The organism is Rhizobium sp. BK491, assembly GCF_014194925.1.
Classification (GTDB): domain Bacteria; phylum Pseudomonadota; class Alphaproteobacteria; order Rhizobiales; family Rhizobiaceae; genus Rhizobium.
On record NZ_JACIAR010000003.1, the window covers coordinates 682,913 to 703,553 of the forward strand.

The 20,641-nt window shown below is 59.8% G+C and carries 20 protein-coding genes; 13 read left to right on the forward strand and 7 right to left on the reverse strand.

Translation table 11 applies throughout. The features are described 5' to 3' along the window. Positions 1 to 64: 64 nt before the first annotated feature. A complete protein-coding gene (locus FHX05_RS17605; RefSeq protein ID WP_112603876.1) occupies positions 65 to 859 on the reverse strand; it encodes an SDR family oxidoreductase in 795 nt (264 codons plus the stop codon). Between the two features lie 353 nt (positions 860 to 1,212). Here FHX05_RS17605 and FHX05_RS17610 point away from each other — a divergent pair, with 353 nt between their 5' ends. The 8 genes from FHX05_RS17610 (at position 1,213) to FHX05_RS17645 (ending at position 9,871) form a co-directional block, all read left to right on the forward strand. Beyond that, complete coding sequence (locus tag FHX05_RS17610; RefSeq protein WP_112411413.1) at positions 1,213 to 1,608, forward strand: RidA family protein; 396 nt, start codon at positions 1,213 to 1,215, stop codon at positions 1,606 to 1,608. A gap of 401 nt (positions 1,609 to 2,009) precedes the next feature. Further along, on the forward strand, positions 2,010 to 3,698 hold the full coding sequence (locus tag FHX05_RS17615; RefSeq protein WP_183873327.1) for an ABC transporter substrate-binding protein: 1,689 nt from the start codon (positions 2,010 to 2,012) through the stop codon (positions 3,696 to 3,698). Between the two features lie 22 nt (positions 3,699 to 3,720). Beyond that, positions 3,721 to 4,704, forward strand: a complete 984-nt coding sequence (locus FHX05_RS17620; protein ID WP_112603872.1) for an ABC transporter permease — start codon at positions 3,721 to 3,723, stop codon at positions 4,702 to 4,704. Continuing rightward, entirely contained in the window at positions 4,701 to 5,603 is a 903-nt protein-coding gene (locus tag FHX05_RS17625; RefSeq protein WP_112603870.1) for an ABC transporter permease, read from the forward strand. Before FHX05_RS17620 ends, FHX05_RS17625 begins: the two co-directional genes overlap by 4 nt. Continuing rightward, complete coding sequence (locus tag FHX05_RS17630; protein ID WP_183873329.1) at positions 5,600 to 6,415, forward strand: ABC transporter ATP-binding protein; 816 nt, start codon at positions 5,600 to 5,602, stop codon at positions 6,413 to 6,415. Before FHX05_RS17625 ends, FHX05_RS17630 begins: the two co-directional genes overlap by 4 nt. Further along, positions 6,412 to 7,338, forward strand: a complete 927-nt coding sequence (locus tag FHX05_RS17635; RefSeq protein ID WP_183873331.1) for an ABC transporter ATP-binding protein — start codon at positions 6,412 to 6,414, stop codon at positions 7,336 to 7,338. The genes FHX05_RS17630 and FHX05_RS17635 overlap by 4 nt, the downstream gene beginning before the upstream one ends. A 12-nt stretch (positions 7,339 to 7,350) precedes the next feature. Continuing rightward, positions 7,351 to 7,821 (forward strand): GNAT family N-acetyltransferase, encoded by a 471-nt coding sequence (locus tag FHX05_RS17640; protein ID WP_183873333.1) that lies wholly within the window; start codon positions 7,351 to 7,353, stop codon positions 7,819 to 7,821. Between the two features lie 22 nt (positions 7,822 to 7,843). Beyond that, positions 7,844 to 9,871, forward strand: a complete 2,028-nt coding sequence (locus FHX05_RS17645) for a beta-N-acetylhexosaminidase (RefSeq protein ID WP_183873335.1) — start codon at positions 7,844 to 7,846, stop codon at positions 9,869 to 9,871. A gap of 82 nt (positions 9,872 to 9,953) precedes the next feature. Here FHX05_RS17645 and FHX05_RS17650 read toward each other — a convergent pair whose 3' ends face one another. Then, entirely contained in the window at positions 9,954 to 11,174 is a 1,221-nt protein-coding gene (locus FHX05_RS17650) for an ROK family transcriptional regulator (protein ID WP_183873337.1), read from the reverse strand. 274 nt (positions 11,175 to 11,448) lie between these two features. On the opposite strand from FHX05_RS17650, the gene FHX05_RS17655 reads away from it, so the two are divergent. After that, positions 11,449 to 11,697, forward strand: a complete 249-nt coding sequence (locus FHX05_RS17655; RefSeq protein ID WP_112603861.1) for a hypothetical protein — start codon at positions 11,449 to 11,451, stop codon at positions 11,695 to 11,697. A gap of 151 nt (positions 11,698 to 11,848) precedes the next feature. Here the strand turns inward: FHX05_RS17655 and FHX05_RS17660 are convergent, their stop codons facing one another. Continuing rightward, a complete protein-coding gene (locus tag FHX05_RS17660) occupies positions 11,849 to 12,481 on the reverse strand; it encodes a hypothetical protein (RefSeq protein ID WP_183873339.1) in 633 nt (210 codons plus the stop codon). Between the two features lie 166 nt (positions 12,482 to 12,647). Between FHX05_RS17660 and FHX05_RS17665 the strand changes: the two genes are divergently transcribed. Then, positions 12,648 to 13,154, forward strand: a complete 507-nt coding sequence (locus tag FHX05_RS17665; RefSeq protein ID WP_183873341.1) for a hypothetical protein — start codon at positions 12,648 to 12,650, stop codon at positions 13,152 to 13,154. 80 nt (positions 13,155 to 13,234) lie between these two features. On the opposite strand, the gene FHX05_RS17670 is transcribed toward FHX05_RS17665, so the two are convergent. Next, positions 13,235 to 14,503 carry an FAD-dependent monooxygenase gene (locus FHX05_RS17670; RefSeq protein ID WP_183873342.1) on the reverse strand — a complete coding sequence of 423 codons (1,269 nt, stop codon included), beginning with the start codon at positions 14,501 to 14,503 and terminating at the stop codon, positions 13,235 to 13,237. Between the two features lie 39 nt (positions 14,504 to 14,542). Between FHX05_RS17670 and FHX05_RS17675 the strand changes: the two genes are divergently transcribed. The 3 genes from FHX05_RS17675 to FHX05_RS17685 all read left to right on the forward strand — a co-directional run bounded on the left by FHX05_RS17675 (position 14,543) and on the right by FHX05_RS17685 (position 17,862). Further along, a complete protein-coding gene (locus FHX05_RS17675) occupies positions 14,543 to 15,025 on the forward strand; it encodes a MarR family transcriptional regulator (protein WP_246698979.1) in 483 nt (160 codons plus the stop codon). A 129-nt stretch (positions 15,026 to 15,154) separates the two neighbouring features. Next, positions 15,155 to 16,738 (forward strand): diguanylate cyclase, encoded by a 1,584-nt coding sequence (locus FHX05_RS17680; RefSeq protein WP_210294900.1) that lies wholly within the window; start codon positions 15,155 to 15,157, stop codon positions 16,736 to 16,738. 161 nt (positions 16,739 to 16,899) lie between these two features. Then, positions 16,900 to 17,862, forward strand: coding sequence for a trypsin-like peptidase domain-containing protein (locus FHX05_RS17685; RefSeq protein ID WP_183873344.1), 963 nt, complete (start codon positions 16,900 to 16,902; stop codon positions 17,860 to 17,862). 57 nt (positions 17,863 to 17,919) lie between these two features. Here FHX05_RS17685 and FHX05_RS17690 read toward each other — a convergent pair whose 3' ends face one another. The 3 genes from FHX05_RS17690 to FHX05_RS17700 all read right to left on the reverse strand — a co-directional run bounded on the left by FHX05_RS17690 (position 17,920) and on the right by FHX05_RS17700 (position 20,640). After that, positions 17,920 to 18,696 carry an SDR family oxidoreductase gene (locus FHX05_RS17690; RefSeq protein WP_183873346.1) on the reverse strand — a complete coding sequence of 259 codons (777 nt, stop codon included), beginning with the start codon at positions 18,694 to 18,696 and terminating at the stop codon, positions 17,920 to 17,922. Next, entirely contained in the window at positions 18,693 to 19,679 is a 987-nt protein-coding gene (denD, locus tag FHX05_RS17695) for a D-erythronate dehydrogenase (RefSeq protein ID WP_183873348.1), read from the reverse strand. The genes FHX05_RS17690 and denD overlap by 4 nt, the downstream gene beginning before the upstream one ends. Positions 19,680 to 19,875: 196 nt before the next feature. After that, positions 19,876 to 20,640, reverse strand: coding sequence for a TIM barrel protein (locus FHX05_RS17700; protein WP_183873350.1), 765 nt, complete (start codon positions 20,638 to 20,640; stop codon positions 19,876 to 19,878). Position 20,641: the final 1 nt, after the last annotated feature.

Sequence of the window (20,641 nt, forward strand, 5' to 3'; positions counted from 1 at the left end):
GCGAAGGTCCCGCGCCGGGCAAGACTAACATTGCCCGACACACAAAGCGACCGCTGACCGCACTTCACGGCATGAGCTGGCCGCCATTGACCTCGATGATCTGGCCGGTGATGTAGCCGGACAGGGTGGGAGAGGCGAGGAAGAGATAAGCGCCGACGCAGTCTTCCGGCGTGCCGACGAATCCCATGGGAATCGTCTTGCGCTGCAGTTCCATCTGCTCGTCGTTGGTATAGCGCTCATGGAACGGCGTCGCGATGACGCCGGGTGCGACGGCATTGACGCGGATCTTGTCGTTGACGAATTCCTTGGCATGCCCATGGGTAATGGTCGAGACGAAACCCTTGGAGGCGGCATAGAGAATTGCACCATTGCCACCGCCGTTGCGCGCGGCAATCGAGGTCGTGTTGATGATGAAGCCGCCCTGTTTTTTCAGGTGTGGATGAGCGGCACGGGTTGCCGCAAGGACGGAGCGTGCATTGAGGTTCATCACACGCTCATAATGCTCATCTGTCATTTCGGCGGTCGGCAGCCGCCCGAGCATGCCGCCGGCATTGTTGATCAGGCCGTCGAGGCCACCCAGCGCGTCTACCGCATCCTTGACGACGCTCTCGGTCCCGCCGTCTTGCGAGACATCGCCCTGAATGAGATGGACGGTTCCGCCGCCAGCCTTGATTTCATCGGCCAGCTTTTCCGCCGGTTCGCGGCTTGCATTGAAGTGCAGGCCGATTTTCATACCCTGTGCGGCAAAGGCGCGTGCCACGGCGGCGCCGATGCCGGTCGAAGCCCCCGTTATCAATACTCTTTTGCCGGCAAGATCGGGAATGCGAATGGACGCAAGCGATTGCGCGAGTTCTGCCATGACGACTCCTCCTGAACGTCAACCAATCATACGACGAAATATGGCTTTGTCTTATCAGGCCCGGGGGCGAAAAGGCAATCATGCCAAGCGCGACAAAACGACGACATGTCTTTTGTCGAGGAAGCGTCCGTAGTCGCCTGAAAATAAAAGGGTTTTTCTTGTTCTTGAAGTTAAGATTTCGATCGAAGTCGCAGAAGCATCGCTCCATGTCCATCCCGCAAGCGAACAAAACGATCTGGCGTAGCGCCGTTGCGACAGATAAGGAAGCTGCTAGGAGAGTCGAACGCTTGGGCCTGTTCACGATGAATGACGGCGACTGCGACTTTCAGCAACGGGGTAAGACTGAGGATATCATGAGCAAGAACAAGCTGATCCGTTTCGACGTCGCCGACAATCAGGCCGGCGGCCAGCGTCGCCCTTTCGCCAAGGCCGTCAGGGCAGGCGATTTCGTGTACGTTTCGGGCCAGGTTCCGACCATCAACGGCGAAATCGTTACGGGCAATATCGTCACGCAGACCGAGCAGGTCATTGCCAATATCAAGGATGTCCTTGCTCTTGCCGATTGCACGCTCGAGCATGTGGTGAAGGTCAATGTGTGGCTGGATGACGCTCGTGATTTCTCGAGCTTCAATGCGGTATTCGAAAAGCATTTCATCGATCATCCGCCAGCCCGTTCGACCGTTCAGTCGCCAATGATGGTCGATGTGAAGGTGGAAATGGACGTCATCGCCTACAAACCGCTCGACTGACCGAGCGCTGTTTTTTGCCTCGATTGCGGTGCGGCAAGGGCTGCATCGCAATTGATCTCGCGTCCATTTATGGTGACGCAATTTAATAATCAGTTTCTCCAATATCTGCTCTTCAATCCCAAAACAGGCGCGCTGTCTGCTTCGGGATTTTGGATAAGCGCACGCTTTTTTTTCCCGATTGCGGCCCTGTAGTCGCGACTCGCTCTGCTGCCACCAGGACACAGCTCTCGCGATATCCCCACGCAATTTCCGGTAGCGGGGGCTTGCGTGCCGACATCAGCGGCAATCTTCCAAATCTTAAAATCGATGCCTGTTGATTTCCAATCAGCGATTGACGAGCTCTGAAACTCGATATTAAATCAATTTGATTGACTACTCACAAACAGCAAGAGGGGCTGGAAATGAGAATGAGGAAAAAGTCATTGCGCAATCTATTTTATCGGACATCACTGGCAGCGGCGGCGCTTGGCGCTTCACTGGCGTTCGGTGCAGGCATGGCATCTGCGGAATCCGTGCTGACGATGCACATCGAGGAGCAGACCAGCTGGGTCAGCAACTTCAATCCTTTCGATCTGGCCGGTCGTCGCCAGAGCACGATGGATTTCATCTACGAGCCGTTGGTCATCTTCAACGCCAATGACGGCGGCAAGCCGGTCTGGCGTCTCGCGACCAGCTACAAGTTTTCCGACGATCTCAAGTCGATTACGTACGAACTGCGCCCCGGCGTGAAATGGTCGGACGGTCAGCCGCTGACGTCGGCCGACGTGAAATACACGATCGACCTGATGCTGAAGAACCCGGCTGTCGACACCGTTGGTGTCGGCCAGACAGTCGCCTCCGTCGAAGCACCGTCGCCGACAGAGGTGACGATCAAGCTCAAGGCCGTAAATTCCGAATTCCCAGAATCCCTCGCCGATCTCGCCGTCGTGCCCGAGCATATCTGGAAGGACGTGGCCGATCCGGTCGCCTTCAAGAACGAGAAGCCCGTCGGCTCCGGCCCGATGACCGAGGTTCGCCGCTTTACCCCGCAGGTCTACGAGCAGTGCCGCAATCCGAACTACTGGGATGCGGCGTCGCTGCACGTCGATTGCCTGCGCCTGCCGCAGATTTCGGGCAACGACCAGATGCTGGCGCTGCTGCCGGAAGGCACCGTGGACTGGATCGGCTCGTTCCTGCCGCAGATCGACAAGACTTTCGTCGCGCTCGACCCACAGCATAATGGTTACTGGCAGCCGCCGGCGGAAACCGTTGCCTTCGAGATGAACTTCAAATCTTCGAGTGTCGGTAATTTCGAGGCATTCAAGGATCTCAACTTCCGCCATGCGTTCAGCCTCGCGATGGACCGCAAATCGATGGTCGATATTGCCGGCTTCGGTTATCCGGTCGTCAACCTCCATGCCAGCGGCCTGCCGCCGCGCTTCGAAAGCTGGCGCAACAAGGCTGCCGAAGGCGACAAGGACGCCTTCATGGGTTTCGATACCGACAAGGCAAACAAGATCCTGGATGACGCCGGCTACAAGAAGGGCGCGGATGGCTTCCGCACCACGCCGAGCGGCAAGCCGATCACCTTCGCGGTCATCGTGCCGAACGGCTGGACCGACTGGATCGATGCCGTGCAGATCGCCGTCGAAGGGCTTCGCGCCGTAGGTATCAATGCCTCCGTCGCCACGCCGGAATACGAGCAGTGGCGCAAGCAGCTTCTCGATGGCAGCTTCGATGTCGTCATGAACTCGCGCGCCGACAGCGCGACGCCGTTCCAGGGCTATTATCAGAGCCTGTCGACGGCCTATGCCGGCAAGCTCACCGTCGCCGCGCCACGCTACTCCAACCCGAAGCTCGATGCGCTCTTCGATCAATATCTGAAGTCGTCTTCCGATGATGATCACAAGAAGATCTTCAACGATATCCAGGTTCTGATCGCCGACGATTTCCCGGTCGTTCCCGTCTTCAACGGCCCGACCTGGTATCAGTATTCCAGCAAGCGTTTCACCGGTTGGGTCACGGACAAGGATCCGGTGATGAATCCGGAAAACCATGATAACAACCGCATGCGTCTCATGCATCTTCTGCGTCTGAAGCCGGTCCAATAAGGCCAAAGCGAAGGAAGCAGATATGCGTGTTTCGAGCCGGCGCCTCGGCGTCTATGCGGTGGCACTGGCCTTCGCGATCGTCGTGAACTTCATTCTTCCCCGGCTTATGCCGGGGAGTCCCGTCGATGCCATGGTCGCCCAGCTCGGGCCGCGGGCCACGCCCGCGGCAGTCGAGGCGATCAAGGCCCGTTTCGGCGAGATCGACCAACCGATCATGATGCAGTTCCTCGATTACCTTAAAGGCCTCGCCACCTTCGATCTTGGCGTTTCGGTCAAATACTATCCGCAGACGGTGGTCCAGGTGCTGAGCCGGGCGACTCTCTGGACCATCTTCCTTGTGGTCACCGCGATCATATTTTCGCTGTGTGTCGGTGTCGTGCTCGGTGCGGTCGCGGCATGGAGGCGCGGCGGGCGGTTCGATACGGTCGTATCGCCCTTCGCGGTCATCCTGTTTTCGATACCGCCCGTCATCGTGGCGCTCACGACCCTGTTCGTCTTCGCCGTATCGTTGCGCTGGTTCCCCGTGGGATATGCCTATGATCCCAACCTCGATCCGGGTTTCAATTTCACCTTCTTGGGCAGCGTGTTCATGCACGCGATCCTGCCGGTGCTGACGCTGTCACCATTCCTGATCGGTGAGTTCCAGACCACCATGCGTTCTTCGATGATCGTCGTGCTTGGCGAGGATTACGTGACGATGGGCCGCGCCAAGGGGCTGAGCAATCTCGCCGTCATGTTCGGCTATGGCGCGCGTAACGCGCTTTTGCCGGTTCTCACCAATCTTGCGCTGATACTCGGCGCCGTCTTCGGCGGCTCGATCGTTACCGAGATTGTCTTTAATTATCCGGGTCTTGGGCTGACGTTGTTTACCGCCAGTGTGGCGCGCGACTATCCCGTCATCCAGGGACAATTGCTGCTGATGACGCTCGCAACGCTCGGCGCCAATTTCCTCGTCGACATCATCTACGGCCTCGTTGACCCGCGATTGAGAGAGGCAGGCCGATGAGCTTCTCCTTCCGATCTATTTTCAGCCAGAAGAAGGCGCTTGTCGGCTTCGTCATCGTCGCGGCGCTATGCCTGATGGCGATCTTCGCGCCGATCATCGCTCCCGGCGAGCCCGGCGCTCGCGTGGGGCGGTCACATCAACCACCATCCGTCGAGCATGTCTTCGGCACGACGAAGATGGGCCGCGACGTCTACAAGCAATTCGTCTGGGGCGCCAGAAGCTCGCTTTCGGTCGGCTTCGCCACGGGCATCGCGATTACCGTGCTCGGCACCGCCATCGGTCTCATCGCCGGCTATACCGGCGGCAAGACCGATGCGGCACTCGACCTTGCCACCAACGCGGTGCTGGTCATCCCGAACATGCCGCTCCTCATCCTGCTCGCTTCCTTTGCCGGCACAGTCGGGCCGATGACGATCATGACTATCATCGCCCTGACGTCCTGGCCATGGGGTGCGCGCATGACGCGTTCCCAGACGATGGCGCTGCGCAACCGCGATTTCGTCACCGCCGCCAAGATGATCGGCGAGCCCGCCTGGCGCATCATCTTCGTCGAGATCCTGCCGAATCTGACGCCGCTCATCGGCATCAACCTGGTCGGCAGCATCATCTATGCGATCGTTGCCCAGACCACGCTCGAATATCTCGGCTTCGGCGATCCGCTGAAGGTTACTTGGGGCACCATGCTTTACAACGCTCAGAATGCCTCGGCCATCATGGTCGGCGCCTGGTGGGATATCGGCATACCGGCCATCGGCATCGCGCTGACGGGGCTTGGTCTTGCGCTGATCAACTTCACCTTCGATGAAATCGCCAATCCGCAATTGCGTTCCGGCCCGGCCTTGACCCGCTGGTTCCGCCTGACACGCGCTCGCAACCGCATGATGAGGACCGAGCAATGAGCGGCAATCTGCTTGAGATCGAACATCTCAATATCGACTATCTGCTCGACAAGGGTGATTTCCGCGCGGTGAAGGATGTATCCTTCAATATCGGCCGCGGCGAAATCTTCGGTCTTGCCGGCGAATCCGGCTGCGGCAAGAGCACGATCGCCTATGCGATCACCCGGCTCTCCAAGGCTCCGGCCTGGATCAGCGGCGGAAGCATTCGGCTTGACGGGCAGGATCTGCTCAAGATGCCGGAAGGCGAGCTGCAGAAGATCCGCTGGAAGCGCATCGGCATGGTATTCCAGAGCGCCATGAATTCTCTCAATCCGCTGATGCGGGTGGAGGCACAATTCCACGACGTCTTGCGTCGCCACACCGGATGCACGTGTCAGGAATCGCGTGCGCGGGCCGAAGAAATGTTCAAGCTGGTCGGCATCCCACCGCATCGCGTCGGCGATTACCCGCACCAGTTTTCCGGCGGCATGCGCCAGCGCATCGTCATCGCCATCTGCCTGGCGCTACGTCCTGAACTCATCATCATGGACGAACCGACTACAGCGCTCGATGTCGTCGTGCAGCGTGAGATTCTCGAACAGGTTCTCGACCTGCAGCAGACCTATGGCTTCTCGGTGCTGTTCATCACCCATGACCTGCATCTGATGGCGCAGCTATGCCACCGTATCGGCGTCATGCTGAGGGGCGAACTGGTCGAGGTCGGTGATGTCACTCAGGTCAGCCAGTCGCCCGTTCATGAGTACACGCGCAAGCTTTGGAATGCCATTCCACAGCTTCCGGCCAGCGCCCATCCTCTCGGAGTTTTCGCATGAAACCGCAGATACAGGCTGTGACTGCAGAACCCGTCATCCGGCTCGATGATATCCAGCGCCATTTCGGCCCCGTGCACGCGTTGAAAAGCGTTTCCCTTTCACTATTCGCGGGAAAGGCGCTGGCATTGGTCGGCGAATCCGGCTGCGGCAAGACCACCTGCGCCCGCATCATTGCCCGCCTCGACAAGCCGACTGCCGGCCGGCTCCTCTTTCGCGGACAGGATCGCACGGCGCGAGGGGCGAGCAAAGACGAGCGGATGTACCGCAAGGATGTGCAGATGGTGTTTCAGGATCCGTTCTCCTCGCTCAACCCGGCCTTCACGATCAATCATCACATCGCAAGGCCACTGCAGTTGCACGGTGGAGACAAGCCCAAGGCCGAGCGAGAGGAGGATATCGCGAAGCTGCTCGAGAGTGTCGGGCTCGATCCTGCGGTGACGCGGCAGAAGTTTCCGCACGAACTCTCCGGCGGTCAGCGCCAGCGCGTCAATATTGCCCGAGCGCTTGCGGTTTCTCCGAGCGTACTGGTGGCCGACGAGCCGACTTCGATGCTCGACGTCTCGATCCGCAAGGACATTCTCGATCTGCTGGCACGGGTAAAACGGGAAAACGATCTCGCCATGCTCTACATCACCCATGATATCGCAACGGCTGCCCATGTTGCGGAGGAGATCGTGGTGATGTTTGCCGGCCAGATGGTCGAGTGGGGCGAGACCGATGCCGTCCTCGCCAGTCCAAAGCACCCCTATACGCAGCTTTTGCTTTCTGCTGTGCCGGATGGTGGCCGTAGGTTCGTGACCGGCGGCAGTGCCCGCTTCCTCGAACAGGCGGAGAAGATCCGCGCGCTCAGCCGGCCGGTCTCGACAGTGGTCGAGGAGGTCGGCCCCAATCATTTCATGCGTGCGCTCGTCGCATCGAATTAGGAGGAATTCCCCTTGGACTACCTGGTCAATCTATCGGCCCTGCCGATCGACACCCAGTCGCCGGAGCGCATGGCGAAGGCAGGCGTCACCATTCGGCGGGCACTGCCGCCCGAGTTGAGGCTTATCACCGGTTGGGTGGCGGAACATTTCAGCCAGGGCTGGGCGAGCGAGACGACTGTCGCGATGAGCCGCCAGCCGCCGACATGCTTTATCGCCACGCGCAATCGGGAGCTTGTTGGCTTTGCCTGTCACGAGGCGACTGCTCGCGGCTTCTTCGGCCCGACCGGCGTCGACGAAAGCGTTCGCGGCCTCGGCATCGGGCGCGCGCTGCTGTTTGCCTGCCTCAACGACCAGAAGGCTATGGGCTACGCCTATACGGTCATCGGCGATGTCGGCCCGTCGGAATTCTACGAGAAGACGGTCGGCGCGATCCAGATCCCCAATTCCGCACCCGGCATCTACGCCGGCATGCTCAAGCTTTGAACGAACCCCTCAGGAAGAAAGAATGCTCATGTCCACACCGCGATCCCTGGCTCTGCGGCTTGAAACAACCTGGAACCCGCCGACGGGCGATAAGGAATTTTCCTATGTCCTGCGGCTGAAGAACTTGTCATCAGAGCCGCTTTCCGGATTCGCGCTCTGCGTCAGCGGCCCCGGCCGCGTTGATCCTGCCGGCATCGTCGAGGGCGCAACGGTCACGAAACGGCTGTCCAATTTCACCGAATTCCAGCCGCCGGAAGGCTTCATACTGGCTGGTGGTGAGACATGGACCATTACGGTTCATGCTTTGAGCTGGCCCTTCCGTCACTGGACGGATGGTGCCACCAGTGCTTATCTGGCGCTTTGCGATGGAACTGCCGTATCCCTTGCCACTGAGCCGACGCGCACATCGTCAAGCAATGCACCTTTGAAGCGCGGCGCCGAAATCTATCCCGTTCCGGCCAATCCTCCTGTTCCACTGGCGATCATTCCCTGGCCGAACCGCGTTGCGGTTTCGTCGCGCCGTCCGCTGCCGGCGGGCTTTGCGCTGAAGGCGACGACACCAGAAGCACAGGCGGCGGCTGCAAGCTTCACGGCTCTCGTAGAGCATCTCTTCGCGGCCGAGGGACTTGTCCGCGCCGAGGCGGAAGGCGCTGCAACGGTGGTGCTGCGTCAAACGGAAGGTCTAGGCCCCGAAGCCTATAGGCTGGAGTTTGCCTCGGAGAGCGTCACTGTCGAGGCGAGTACCCAGACCGGCTTCGTCTATGGCCTCGTCACCATCGGCCAGATCTGGCGCGGGGCACGCCTGCATCCACAGGCTTTCCATTTCCCGGCCGCCGGCGAGATCGTCGACGAGCCGTCCATGAGCTGGCGCGGCCTGCATCTCGACGTCTCGCGCCAATTCTACGGCACGGCTGAAATCAAGAAGCTGATGGCGGTTCTTGCCTGGAACAAGCTCAATCGCTTCCATTGGCACCTATCGGACGACGAATCCTGGCGCGTCGAGATCGATGCCTATCCGGCATTGACGGAGATCGGCGCATGGCGGGGCCACGGACTGCCGTTGCCGCCGCTTCTCGGCTCCAGCCCGGCTCGCACCGGGGGCTATTATACCAAGGCGGCCGTGCGCGAGATCGTCGCTTACGCCAAAGGTTTCGGCATCGAGATCCTGCCCGAGATCGACATGCCCGGCCATTGCTATGCGATGCAGCAGGCGATCCCGGAGCTTCGCGATCCGAACGAGGTCGGCAGCTATTATTCGGTGCAAGGCTTCCCGGACAATTGCGTCAATCCGGCGCGCGAAAAGACCTATGAGGTTATCGAGACCATCCTTTCCGAACTGATCGAACTCTTCCCGTTCAAGACGATCCATATCGGCGCCGATGAAGTGCCGCTTGGCGCTTGGTCCGGCTCTCCGGAGGCGCTTGCCCGTCTGCGCGAACTGGCCGGCGACGAGTTAGCGGACGCCCATGCCAAGCGCCTGAACGTCATCACCAACACGCACGGGGCCGACGATATTCACGGCTCGGGTGCTGCTATCCTGCAGGCCGAATTCCTGGAGCGTATCCAGGCGTTTCTTGCCTCGAAGGGCTGCATAACTGGCGGTTGGGAAGAGGCGGCGCATGGTGACAGGATTGACAAGGACAAGAGCTATCTCTGCAGCTGGCGCAACGTCGAAGTGGCGGCTGAGCTCGCTGGTCGTGGCTACGAGATCGTCGTCTGCCCTGGCCAGGTCTATTATCTCGACATGGCGATGCGCCCGGACTGGGACGAGCCGGGCGGCAGTTGGGCCGGCTATTCCGACGCGGAGAAGATCTACACCTTCGATCCCGTCGGCGGCTGGACGGATGCGCAGAAGGAGAAGCTTCGTGGCATCCAGGCCTGCATCTGGTCGGAGCCGATGACCGACCGCGCCGTTTTCGACCGGCTCGTCTTCCCACGTCTTTCGGCGCTGGCGGAAACCGGCTGGACCAAGCCTTCGGCCAAATCGTGGGAGCGATTCAAGGCGCTCGCAGGCACGATGCCGCTGCTTTACGGCCTGCATCAATTTTGACAGCTTGATGCACGGCCCTCAGGCGCGACCCAGCCGGGTCGCGCCTGAGCAAGGTTGCCAGAACGCAGCTCGAGCCGCTTGCCTAGCCTATGACGGCGCGGTGCGTCAGCGGCTTCTGAAGCACATCGAATTGAGGGTTGGTTTCCGAGAAAATGGGCAAGGCCGCCGCGCCGAGGATGGCGGTATCCTTGCCGGTGGCGCCGATCATCAACCGGGGAATGGTGCGCTTTTCCATCGGATTCACTGGAGTGTACAGCGGCTCCACGCGCTCGGCCAGTCCGATCATGAGGGATGTGGGAGCGCTGCCGCCAAGCACGATCGTCTGCGGATCGAAGGCCAGTTCGAGGAAATCGAGCGTCTGTCGAAGCGGCTGCACAGCCTGTTCCAACCAGACCTCCAGGCCGCGGTTGTTGGCCGCAATCATCGCATCCAGTTGATCCGGGTCCAGCTCCTGCGCATCCTCGATCTCCAGACATTCGTAGGCGACGGATGGCGAGACATAGCGGTCGAGACAGCCGCGCTTACCGCAGGTGCAAAGCCTGCCATGCGGCTCGACGATGATGTGGCCGATTTCGCCGGCATTGGCACGGCTGCCCTTGTAGAGGTGGCCGTCGAGGAACATGCCGGCGCCGATGCCGCCGTCACCCGCCAGAAAGAGATAGACGAAGCTTCCGAGGCCGCGGGCAACACCATGGAGCCGCTCGCCGATCGCCGCCGCTGTGGCATCGTTTTCGACAAGCACAGGCAGGCCGATCAGGCGTTCGAGTTCACGGGCCACGGGAAAATCCTGCCAGCCCGGCAGGTTCAGTGGGCTTAGCGAGGTGACGCCGCCATCGGCGTAGCGACCGGGTAGGGCAATGCCGACGCCCAGCAACCGGGCGTGATCGAAGGAAAAGGCTTCCTGCAGATCCCTGACGATCTCGGCAAAGATCGACATTGCCTCGGTCGGTCCCGGCCTGTCGACATGGCGGTCAATGCGGACGCAAACCGTGCCGGAAAGATCCGTGAGTACCCCGGCCGCACGCTGGCGGCCGAGTTCGAGGCCGATGGAGTAGGCCCCCATGGGATTGATGGTGTATGGGATGATGGGCTGGCCGCGGGCGATCTTCTGCGCCTCCATCGGGATAAGGAGGTGCGAACGCGCGAGTTCCTCCACGATATTCGAAACCGTCTGTGTGGTCAGTGCTGTCATGCGCGCAATCGCTGCGCGCGACATCGGCCCGTTGGTGCGAATGGCCTCGATCACGACACGCCGATTATGCGATTTGGCCTGTTCGAGATTCGTGCCTGAAATTGTCTTCATGGGAGGACCGGAGATGACTTCATTTTATGTTGTTGCTTGCCACGCTTACCATGGCGTGGAGGAGGGGCTGCATGCCGCTTCTGCGTCTATATGTAGTTTCTATGCTTTTGCCGATGCGTTCAAGCGGCGATCAATTGAGGTCGCGCCGTTTGAACGGGAGTGCATGCGCTTTTTCTCGTCTATAGATGATCCGCGCGTCTCTTTACTGCGGCTGACATTGCGTTAGTGTCTGGTTACCTCGGCCTTTTGCCGCGGTAAGCCCCGGAGGAACTCGATGATCAGACTGCTCGGAATCGCCATTATCTCGACCTGCATTGCCGGTGGTGCGATGGCGGCGGATGCGACATGCAAGGCCCAGGCCGCCGATAAGAAGCTGGCAGGCGCCGCTTTGACCAGTTTTACCAAGAAATGCGAGAAGGACGCCGCAGCCGCCTGCGATACCCAGGCAGCATCAAAGAAGCTTGCTGGCGCCGCAAAGACCAGCTTCGTCAAGAAGTGCACCTCCGACGCCGCCGGCAGCTGATCGCCCAATTTTTTGTCTTGTCTCAAGAGGCTTCGGCCGTCGTTGGCGGCCGGGTCAAAAAGTGCCTCGCTACCGAGGTCGATCCGGCGATCGGTATATTCCAGTCTCGCGAGCTATGCTTCACCCAGTAGGCAACCGAGTTCGGACCATATTATTCCTTGCGGTAGGTACCTTGCAGGGTCACGCCATCCGCAAAATCGCACACACCCGCCTGTGATACGCGCCAGGTTCTTGCGTCGAGACGGTCAAGGCCGATCTTGCACGCTTCTCTGGTGAGTTCAGCGTGCTCCTTCGTCAGCGGGACGACACCGTCGATGCCATCGGCATTGACATCGCCCGCGTCGGCGCCGCCCGGGCCAACATAGGTCGAGGCGAGCGAGACCGCGAGGAAGCCCTCAACCGGCCCGAAGATCGCGAGATGACCCTCATTGCCGTCGGCGCCGGTCGACTGGAAATCCGCCGATGCGCTTTGTCCGCCCTTGGTCCTCAGGAGAGACGCGATCCGGTCGTCGTAGGCCTGTCGAATGCATTCAGCGTCGCTGCAGGACTGTACCGTCGTAATCCAGTGCCGTTGCTGTTCCCGGATTTTGCCCGCGTCGTCGTGCTTCAGCGCGGCAGCATAGAGATCGCTCACCATCGCATCCCGGGCCAGCAGCGATTTGTCCCGACAAATCATGTGGTCACCTGTCGAACCAGGTTTTGCGCAATCGATCCCTGCGGCCTCGGCGTTCATGGCAAATAAACCGATGATGGTCACCGCCGAGGCGGATCTTGCAATCTTCATGGGTACCTCCATCCTCCGACACCGAAGCTAATTATGGCTGCTGGCGGTTTCGTAAAGGTCATCCGGCAGACGGCCAAACTCGACAAATGTCGCACCGGTGTTTGAAGATCGTCGATATCCTCCTAGTTTGGACAATCTGAGCGGATTGATGTCGATGGGAGGTCGCGTGGAAGGCGAAAAGCAATTGTCCGGCAGGATCACGTTCCTGATTGTCGGTTCCTTGTTTCTTGCCATTGCCATAGCGATGGGAGCCTTGGCACTTCACCTTTATCGGACCTACGCAAACGCGACCGCCATGGCAGCATGCACGGTTTTCTCCTGGGGCTTCGGCAGCATGCTCATTTCGATGGTGCTCGTGCTTCTGACTTCGAGAAAGAAGGTTAGGGGCAGGCTCGCCACCAGACGCGGCAAGGTGACAGTCAGGCTCGGCAATAGGCCCCCAGGCTCCAATAGTCACGTGACCGGCGATGGTGTTGAAGCCGAAGGCGAGGCGGGGGTGCCCATCACAAGCCTAATCCCCTCTCTCTTCCTGATGGCCTCCTCGATCGGCTTGGCGCTTCTCGGCCTCTTCCTTTTCGGCCTGCATCGGCTCGATCTTATCGGATCGGGAATGTTCATTGCATTCGTGATCTATATTGCAAATTGGAGCAGGCTGGCTTGGCCGCGGAGATAGCTTTCTTGTGTCGGCGGGGGCGTGGAAACTTCGCCGGCTATTCCGCCTTCCTAGATAGGTTTCAACAGATCGATCGAATGTCAGGCTGCATCCTTGCGATCGCTTTCGAACGAGGTATTTGCCTCCAGCGGATCGAGATCGACCCGATATGCGAACAATCTACGGCTAGCTCTGACGGTCATCGGAATAAGCAGAGGCAGAAGCAAATCTCGCAGAAACAGGCTAAGGCGACTGTTTTTTCGTTTCCTCGAAGCATTCTGCCGGGTGAGCTTCACCACGCGGGCAATACGCGGGCGCCGGAAAGCCTCATAGCGGGCAAAGGCTGCGCCGTGGTCGAGCGTCGCTGCGAGACAGGATGACAAGACTACCGCATCTTCTATTGCCATCGAGGCACCCTGGCCGGCATGTGGGCCGATGGCATGCGCGGCGTCGCCCAGCAAGACGACACGCCCGGTCGACCAGACCGGAAGCTGCGGCATATCGAAGATGGGATAGCTGCGCTCGACCTGACCGACCGCTTGAAGGATCGATCTGTTTGGTTCGGGATCGTCGGCATGCATCTGACGAACGTGAGCGGCGAGTGCTGCCGGTTCCAGTGCGCGTACGGCGTCCGCTGTATCAGCGGGGAAGGAATCGAACCAATATACTGGACGGGATGCCGTCTTGATGTAACCGAAGAAGGCTTTCTCGCCGAAGGTCATGCGCATGACGCCATCCGTAGCCGGTATGTCGGCATCGACGATGCCGCCTGTGCCGATAAGGCCGGTAAATTGCGGCTGGGGATAATCCGGAAATATTTGTGTACGGACGAAGGATCGCAGTCCGTCGGCGGCGACGAGCAGGTCGACGGCAAGACCAACCCCTTCGGAGAAGTTGAGCGTTACGGCATGCGCATGATTGTCGACCTTGGTCACGCGCCGGCCAAATTGTATGGTGATGCCTTCGGCTTGGCACTTTTCGATCAGGATGCCTGTGAGAACGGCGCGCCTGATGGTGACGGCGGGTGTGCCGAATGCCGCCAAATGGTCGCTCTGATCGACGAGCGCGAGCCTTTTGCCACGCGCATTGCAGAGCTCGATGGCACGGGTTTCCAATCCCTCACGCAATACTTCTTCGTAGCAGTCCACCGCGCGCAGCCCGTTCATGCCGTTGGACGCGAGCGTCAGAAACTCCCCTTCGGACAAGGCGGCTTCCTTGGAGCGGGCTTCGAACAGGACCGGATGAAAGCCAAGTCTTGCCAGCCGGAGCGCGAGCACAAGCCCGCCTATGCCGGCGCCGCATATGCCAATCGTCGCCTCGGAGTTTGTCGCTCGATTCATGGTTGCGGCAGGATCGTCAATGGGGCACATTGGTTCTTCCTTCTAATAGTTTGATGAATGAATTATTCGATGATCGAACAAAAGTCAAATGAAGATGAGCGTCATCTCGTGGAAGCCATCAGCCTTGCCTGCATGCGCTGGCAGGAGGCGACCGAGAGCTTCGACGAAACCTTCGGCAAGCTGCATGGGCTCAATAGCGCCGAGCGGCGCTGTCTCAGCGTAATCATGCGTGCGCCGCAGCCCGCAAACGCCGTCGCCAAGGCTATCGGCCTTGCACCGCCATCGGTTACTGCCTTGATCGATCGCCTTTCGGCCCGGGACCTTCTCCACCGCGTTCCCGATCCGGACGACCGACGTCGCGTGCTGGTAGCACCGTCCGAGAAGGCGATCAGGCTGGGACAAGAAGCCTATGGCCCAATCGAGCAGGCCGGCGCGCAGATGCTTAAACAGTTTTCCGAGGCGGAAAAGCAGGTGATCTTGCGCTTCGTCACGCAAGCCATCGAGATGCAGGAGCGAGAGCTCGAGCGGCTGTTGCAGCAGGACAAGAGCTGAATTCAATCGTCGGCGGACGATGCTCCGATTTTAGGAGCGCGGTACGTCTTGTCATGATCTACGACATTTCTTTACTATCCGATGTTATAATCGGGCTCGGGGATAAATTTGAAGGCCCGCTGGGAGAAGATGCTGGACGCGGAAATCGTCGCATTCCTGGAAGCGTGTCCGATGGCGGCACTTGTGCTCGACGCCGTCGGCACGATCGTCTTCGCCAATGCGGGAGCCCTGGAGCTCTTTATCCTTTCAGATGCGCCTCACGACCTATCCGTCTCGGATTTGATACCGGAGTGGCCGCTGCCGGGCGCTGCGTCGCAGCCATTGCTCGTGACAGGCGCCGGCCATCGACGGGATTGCCGGGTCAACGTCATGACTTGGTCCTCGGCGTCAGGAAGGTTGACGGCGGTTCTTATCGAACCAGGGAGTGAAGACCGCCATGCTGCGGTGGCGGCGAGAGAGGCCAATCTGCGCCTTCGATATGTGATCGAGATGCTGCCGGAAGCGGTCTGCGTCTTCGATGCGAGTGATCGCTACGTCCTGTGGAACGAGAAATATGCGGAGCTCTATCCGGATATCGCCGATCACCTCAAACCGGGCATCGCGTTCGAAGATATTCTGAAGATCAGCCTTGCAAGCGGCCGCATGCCGGAGGTTGTCGAAGACAAGGATATGTGGCTGAAGCAGCGCATGCGAAAGTTTCGCCAGCCGGTTTCACAGGAGGAGCAGCAGCTCCAGGATGGGCGATGGCTTCGGCATGATGATCGGCGTACGCCCGACGGCGGGGCCATTGGAATGCGGATAGACATTAGTGAGCTGAAACAGCGCGAAGAGCGGTTGCGGCAGCTTTTCGATGCCAATCCGATGCCGATGCTCCTATGCGATGGCAGCAATCTGCAGATCCTTCAGGTCAACCGGGCAGCTATCGACTTTTATGGCTTTTCAAAAGCGACGCTGCTCTCGCGGAGGGCGTGCGACATGCATGCCGAGAGCGAGGCGGATCGCTTTGCAGATGGCCTTCTCGAACTCGAGGGCGATTGCGAGGCCAGAACCGTCTGGCGGCAGAGAGTGGCCGATGGGTCGGAACGCCACGTGCTTGTTTACGTTCGATTGCTCCACGAAGGCCTGGAACGCCGCCTCCTGCTGACCATTGCCGATGTCAGCGATCGCATTCTCGCGGAGGCCGAAGCCAATCGTCTGGCACGGCACGACATGCTCACCGGATTGCCGAACCGGATGTGCTTCTACAAGGCTCTCGATGACGCCTTGAAGGTAAATAACGGAAGGAGCGTCGCCGTTTTCTGTCTTGATCTCGATGGGTTCAAGCCGGTCAACGACACTTTCGGGCATGCTGCCGGCGACGAGGTTCTCAAGATGGTGGCCGAGCGGCTGCGTGGTGCGGCCAGAGGCCACATGGTTGCGCGCTTGGGCGGTGATGAGTTTGCCATCCTGATGACCGGGGAGGTGGGCGATGTCGCCGACGTGGCGAAGGGTTGCATTGCTGCCTTCAAATCCTCCTTTCGCATTGAGGGCACCACCGTCGATATCGGTATCAGTATCGGCGTTTCGGCGGCGCCGGAGAATGGCGAGAACGGAGAAGTTCTGATTCAGGAAGCGGACCGTGCCCTCTACCGAGCCAAAGCCAACGGCCGGAACACATGGCGGATGGCGAGCAGTGACCACCGCCAACAGACCGTTTCAGCACGCGTGAGATAAGAGGCGGTTCAAAAACGCACGGGCATTTGTGGCTCTTGAACTTGGCTTGATCTCTCCTCATTTCAGTAGTCACTGTTTCAATCTGTCGAACCGACAGCCTCCTGCTTTTCAACAGTTGCTGCCGTTCCTCTATGCGACGCGTCCGCGTCGGAGGAGTTTTCATGGGCTTTATTGATCGCGATATCCAGCCGTCATCTGATGCCGGGCTGCTGGATGCCTATTCTCAGTCGGTATCGAGTGCCGTCGATCTCGTCGGTCCGGCAGTCAGCCGCATCGAGCGTTTGGGCGGCCGTGCCGGACATGGCTCGGGCTTTGCCATTTCGCCTGATGGCCTGGTCGTCACCAACAATCATGTCGTCGACGATGCCAAGGCGGTACGCATCAAGACCCCGGAAGGGGCGACCGTTGAGGGCAGAGTGCTTGGGCGCGACCCGGATACCGACCTCGCTCTCATTCGCGCCAATGATTGGCCGGGCAATTGGGCGCGACTTGGCGACTCCAAATCGCTGAAGCGTGGTCATATCGCGATCGCCATCGGCAATCCCCTCGGCTTCGAATGGACTGTGACCGCCGGCATCGTCTCGGCGCTTGGCCGCTCCATGCGCGCGGCCAGCGGGCGTCTCATGGAAGATATTATTCAGACGGACGCCGCCCTCAATCCCGGCAATTCCGGCGGTCCGCTGGTTTCTTCCGCCGGTGAAGTGATCGGCGTCAATACCGCTGTCATCCAGGGTGCGCAGAGCATCGCGTTTTCGGTCGCCTCCAATACGGCCAAGCATGTGGTGTCCGAGATTCTGCGTTTCGGCCATGTCCGGCGCGCTTATATCGGCATTGCCGCTGATATGGTCGAGCTGCATCGGCGCATCGCGCTGGAAGCCGGCGTCACACATTCGACCGCCGTGCGTCTGCGTCGTGTCGAGAAGGATAGTCCGGCCGAAACGGGCGGCTTGCAGGAGGGTGACTACCTGCTTGCCATCGATGGGCACGCCGTCTCCGGCATAGATGATGTCGTCAGGCTACTTGATGGCGACAAGATCGGCATGGAGATCGAGGTCTTGATCTTCAGCGTCGGCGGTCTGGTCGAACGAAGGCAGGTCAAGCCTTCGGCACGACCTGCTATCTAACGAATGGCGCTAATCCTTGAGACGGCAGCATTGCACTCGCGGTGCTGCCGTTCTCTTTTATCCTCTTCCGACAAGCGGCATTTTCGTTGCCATTACAGTCATGGAAAGAACATTGGCGTCGAGCGGCAGGGTTGCCATATAGACGACGGCGCGGGCAACATGCTCTGCCGAAATCGTCGGCTCCGCTGCGGTCTCGCCATTTGCCTGCAGCACGCCGGCACTCATCCGCGCCGTCATGTCGGTGGCGGCATTGCCGATATCGATCTGGCCGCAGGCGATGTCGAAGGGACGACCGTCGAGCGCCGTCGATTTCGTCAGGCCGGTGATCGCATGTTTCGTGGCCGTATAGGGTGCGGAATGCGGCCGCGGTGTCGTCGCTGAGATCGAACCGTTGTTGATGATGCGGCCGCCTTGCGGCGCCTGGGCTTTCATCAGGCGGAATGCCTGCTGCGTACAGAGGAACGCGCCCGTCAGGTTCGCACCGAGAATGGCGTTCCATTGCTCGAAGCTCAGCTCCTCCATCGGCACGGCCGGCAGACCCATGCCGGCATTGTTGACCAGAAGGTCGAGGCGGCCATAGCGGTCGGCGATCATATCGAAAAGGCTGCGGACCGATGAGGGGTCACTGACATCGGCGGCAACCGCAAGAAATTCCGTTCCGGTCTCCTCGGCAAGCTCGCGGGCAGTTTTTTCTAGAACGTCAGCCCTGCGTCCTGAGATGACGACCTTGAAGCCTGCCGAGCCGAGCGCCTTGGCGATGGCTCGACCGATGCCCGTGCCGCCACCAGTCACCAACGCGATCGCATTTTTTACATCCGATGATGCCTGCGTCATACGACCCTCCCGTCCAGTTCATCTTCGATATGCGCCCGCAGAATCTCGTCGAAGCTCTGTTCGGCCTTGAAACCGAGATCGGTCGCACGCTTGGCGTCGAACTGTGTCGCCCAACCGGAAACGATGCGCTCGATCATCGGATCCGGCTCGCGGCGGATGAGCGCAACCGCCTTGTCGCCACCGACACGGCGCAGGGCATCGATCTCATCGGCAACGAGCGCCGAAAGTCCCGGCATGGTGAGATTGCGACGCGGCCCGACCTTCGCCGTATCGAGCGTTGCGGCGTGCACGAAGAAGCCGACGGCGGAGCGGGGACTTGCAAACCAGTGCCGCACCGTATCGCTGACGGGCAGAACGGCCTCTTTGCCGACCAGCGGTTCACGCAGGATGTTGGAAAAGAAGCCGGAGGCCGCCTTGTTGGGAGTGCCGGGACGCACGCAGATGGTCGGCAGTCGGATGCCAATGCCATCGAAAATGCCTCGGCGCGAATAATCGGCAAGCAGGAGTTCCGTGATTGCCTTCTGCGTGCCGTAGCTCGTCAGCGGCGCGGTCAGGAATTCGTCACCGATGACATCGGGGAAGGGGGTGCCGAACACGGCAATGGAAGAGGCGAAGATGACGCGCGGGGTATAGGCCGATTTCAGGCCTTGCTGGCGAATGGCTTCGAAGAGTGCCCGCGTGCCGTCGAGATTGACGGAGTATCCCTTGTCAAAATCGGCTTCGGCCTCGCCCGAAACGATGGCGGCGAGATGGAAGATCATATCCGGACGGTCTTCGATGAGCTTTTCCGCAACACCAGGGCTCGCAAGATCGATCGTTAGGGCTTTCGATATGGATTGAAGCGCTTCCGGCACCGGCGGCTGGAAGGCATCGACCAGCGTCAGGTGATCGATAGCCTTGCCGAGAATCGTCGGCTCGTCGGCGATGCGGTTGACGAGCTTGCGGCCGACCATGCCGGCAGCGCCCAGGATCAAAACATGCATATTGGATTTTCCTCCCAATAGAGCAATTCCAGGAAAAGTGCGGTTTTCCATTCGGAATTGCGAGAAAACAAGCAGACGGAGCGGCTCAAAGGATTCAATGAAAAGCTGAACCACTCCAAACTGATATCAGTCTTCGGGATCGATCCCGAGCAAATGTCTTTGATGGCCATCCGGCATCGAGGATGCCAATCACCTTTTATTTGAATGCCTGCAGCCAGGCGAGCCCTGCCTCCGTCGTGGTTGCCGGCCGATATTCCGCGCCGATCGGCCTGTCATAGCCAAGCTTCTCCAGGAACTGCAGAATATGACGGTAGTCGATCTCCCCGTGGTCTGGTTCCCGTCTATCCGGAACGGCGGCGATTTGGATGTGGCCGATTGCCGCCATATGATCCTCCAGCCTGCGGGTCAGGTCGCCCTGCATGATCTGGAGGTGATAGCAGTCGAACATCAGCTTGAGGTTGGCGGCATCGATCGCGGCTATGATATCGAGTGCCTGATCGGCAGTCTGCAGGAAGTAGCCTGGCGCATCGCGATAGTTGAGCGGCTCGATCAGGATCGTCGTCCCCGTCTTGTCAGCGCGTTCGCAGGCATAACGCAGATTGGCGATGAAAGTGCCCCGCGCCTCGTCGCCGGCGGACTTGCCCGCCATCACATGCACGTTTCGCGCGCCGATGGCGGCTGCATAATCGATCGCCTGATCGATGAGACGACAGGCTTCATCCTCGCGGCCCGGAATGGCGGCAAGTCCATTGTCACCGGCCGCGATATTGCCGCGGGCGGTGTTGAGGCCGAGCATGGAAAGGCCAGTCTCCTCCAATGCCTGACGCACGGCTTCAGCGGGCGTGTCGTAGGGGTAATGGCATTCCACCGCATCGAAGCCGGCGCGCTTGGCGGCGCGGATAGCGTCGGGAAGGGAAAGCTCCTGCCATAGGAAACCCAGATTGGCCGAAAAGCGCGTCATG

What these genes read in the sequence shown, in the direction of transcription:
- FHX05_RS17605 (WP_112603876.1), bottom strand. Translation starts at nt 859, where the DNA reads ATGGCAGAACTCGCGCAATCGCTTGCGTCCATTCGCATTCCCGATCTT.
- FHX05_RS17610 (WP_112411413.1), top strand. Translation starts at nt 1,213, where the DNA reads ATGAGCAAGAACAAGCTGATCCGTTTCGACGTCGCCGACAATCAGGCC.
- FHX05_RS17615 (WP_183873327.1), top strand. Translation starts at nt 2,010, where the DNA reads ATGAGAATGAGGAAAAAGTCATTGCGCAATCTATTTTATCGGACATCA.
- FHX05_RS17620 (WP_112603872.1), top strand. Translation starts at nt 3,721, where the DNA reads ATGCGTGTTTCGAGCCGGCGCCTCGGCGTCTATGCGGTGGCACTGGCC.
- FHX05_RS17625 (WP_112603870.1), top strand. Translation starts at nt 4,701, where the DNA reads ATGAGCTTCTCCTTCCGATCTATTTTCAGCCAGAAGAAGGCGCTTGTC.
- FHX05_RS17630 (WP_183873329.1), top strand. Translation starts at nt 5,600, where the DNA reads ATGAGCGGCAATCTGCTTGAGATCGAACATCTCAATATCGACTATCTG.
- FHX05_RS17635 (WP_183873331.1), top strand. Translation starts at nt 6,412, where the DNA reads ATGAAACCGCAGATACAGGCTGTGACTGCAGAACCCGTCATCCGGCTC.
- FHX05_RS17645 (WP_183873335.1), top strand. Translation starts at nt 7,844, where the DNA reads ATGCTCATGTCCACACCGCGATCCCTGGCTCTGCGGCTTGAAACAACC.
- FHX05_RS17650 (WP_183873337.1), bottom strand. Translation starts at nt 11,174, where the DNA reads ATGAAGACAATTTCAGGCACGAATCTCGAACAGGCCAAATCGCATAAT.
- FHX05_RS17655 (WP_112603861.1), top strand. Translation starts at nt 11,449, where the DNA reads ATGATCAGACTGCTCGGAATCGCCATTATCTCGACCTGCATTGCCGGT.
- FHX05_RS17660 (WP_183873339.1), bottom strand. Translation starts at nt 12,481, where the DNA reads ATGAAGATTGCAAGATCCGCCTCGGCGGTGACCATCATCGGTTTATTT.
- FHX05_RS17670 (WP_183873342.1), bottom strand. Translation starts at nt 14,503, where the DNA reads ATGTGCCCCATTGACGATCCTGCCGCAACCATGAATCGAGCGACAAAC.
- FHX05_RS17675 (WP_246698979.1), top strand. Translation starts at nt 14,543, where the DNA reads ATGATCGAACAAAAGTCAAATGAAGATGAGCGTCATCTCGTGGAAGCC.
- FHX05_RS17680 (WP_210294900.1), top strand. Translation starts at nt 15,155, where the DNA reads ATGCTGGACGCGGAAATCGTCGCATTCCTGGAAGCGTGTCCGATGGCG.
- FHX05_RS17685 (WP_183873344.1), top strand. Translation starts at nt 16,900, where the DNA reads ATGGGCTTTATTGATCGCGATATCCAGCCGTCATCTGATGCCGGGCTG.
- FHX05_RS17690 (WP_183873346.1), bottom strand. Translation starts at nt 18,696, where the DNA reads ATGACGCAGGCATCATCGGATGTAAAAAATGCGATCGCGTTGGTGACT.
- denD (WP_183873348.1), bottom strand. Translation starts at nt 19,679, where the DNA reads ATGCATGTTTTGATCCTGGGCGCTGCCGGCATGGTCGGCCGCAAGCTC.
- FHX05_RS17700 (WP_183873350.1), bottom strand. Translation starts at nt 20,640, where the DNA reads ATGACGCGCTTTTCGGCCAATCTGGGTTTCCTATGGCAGGAGCTTTCC.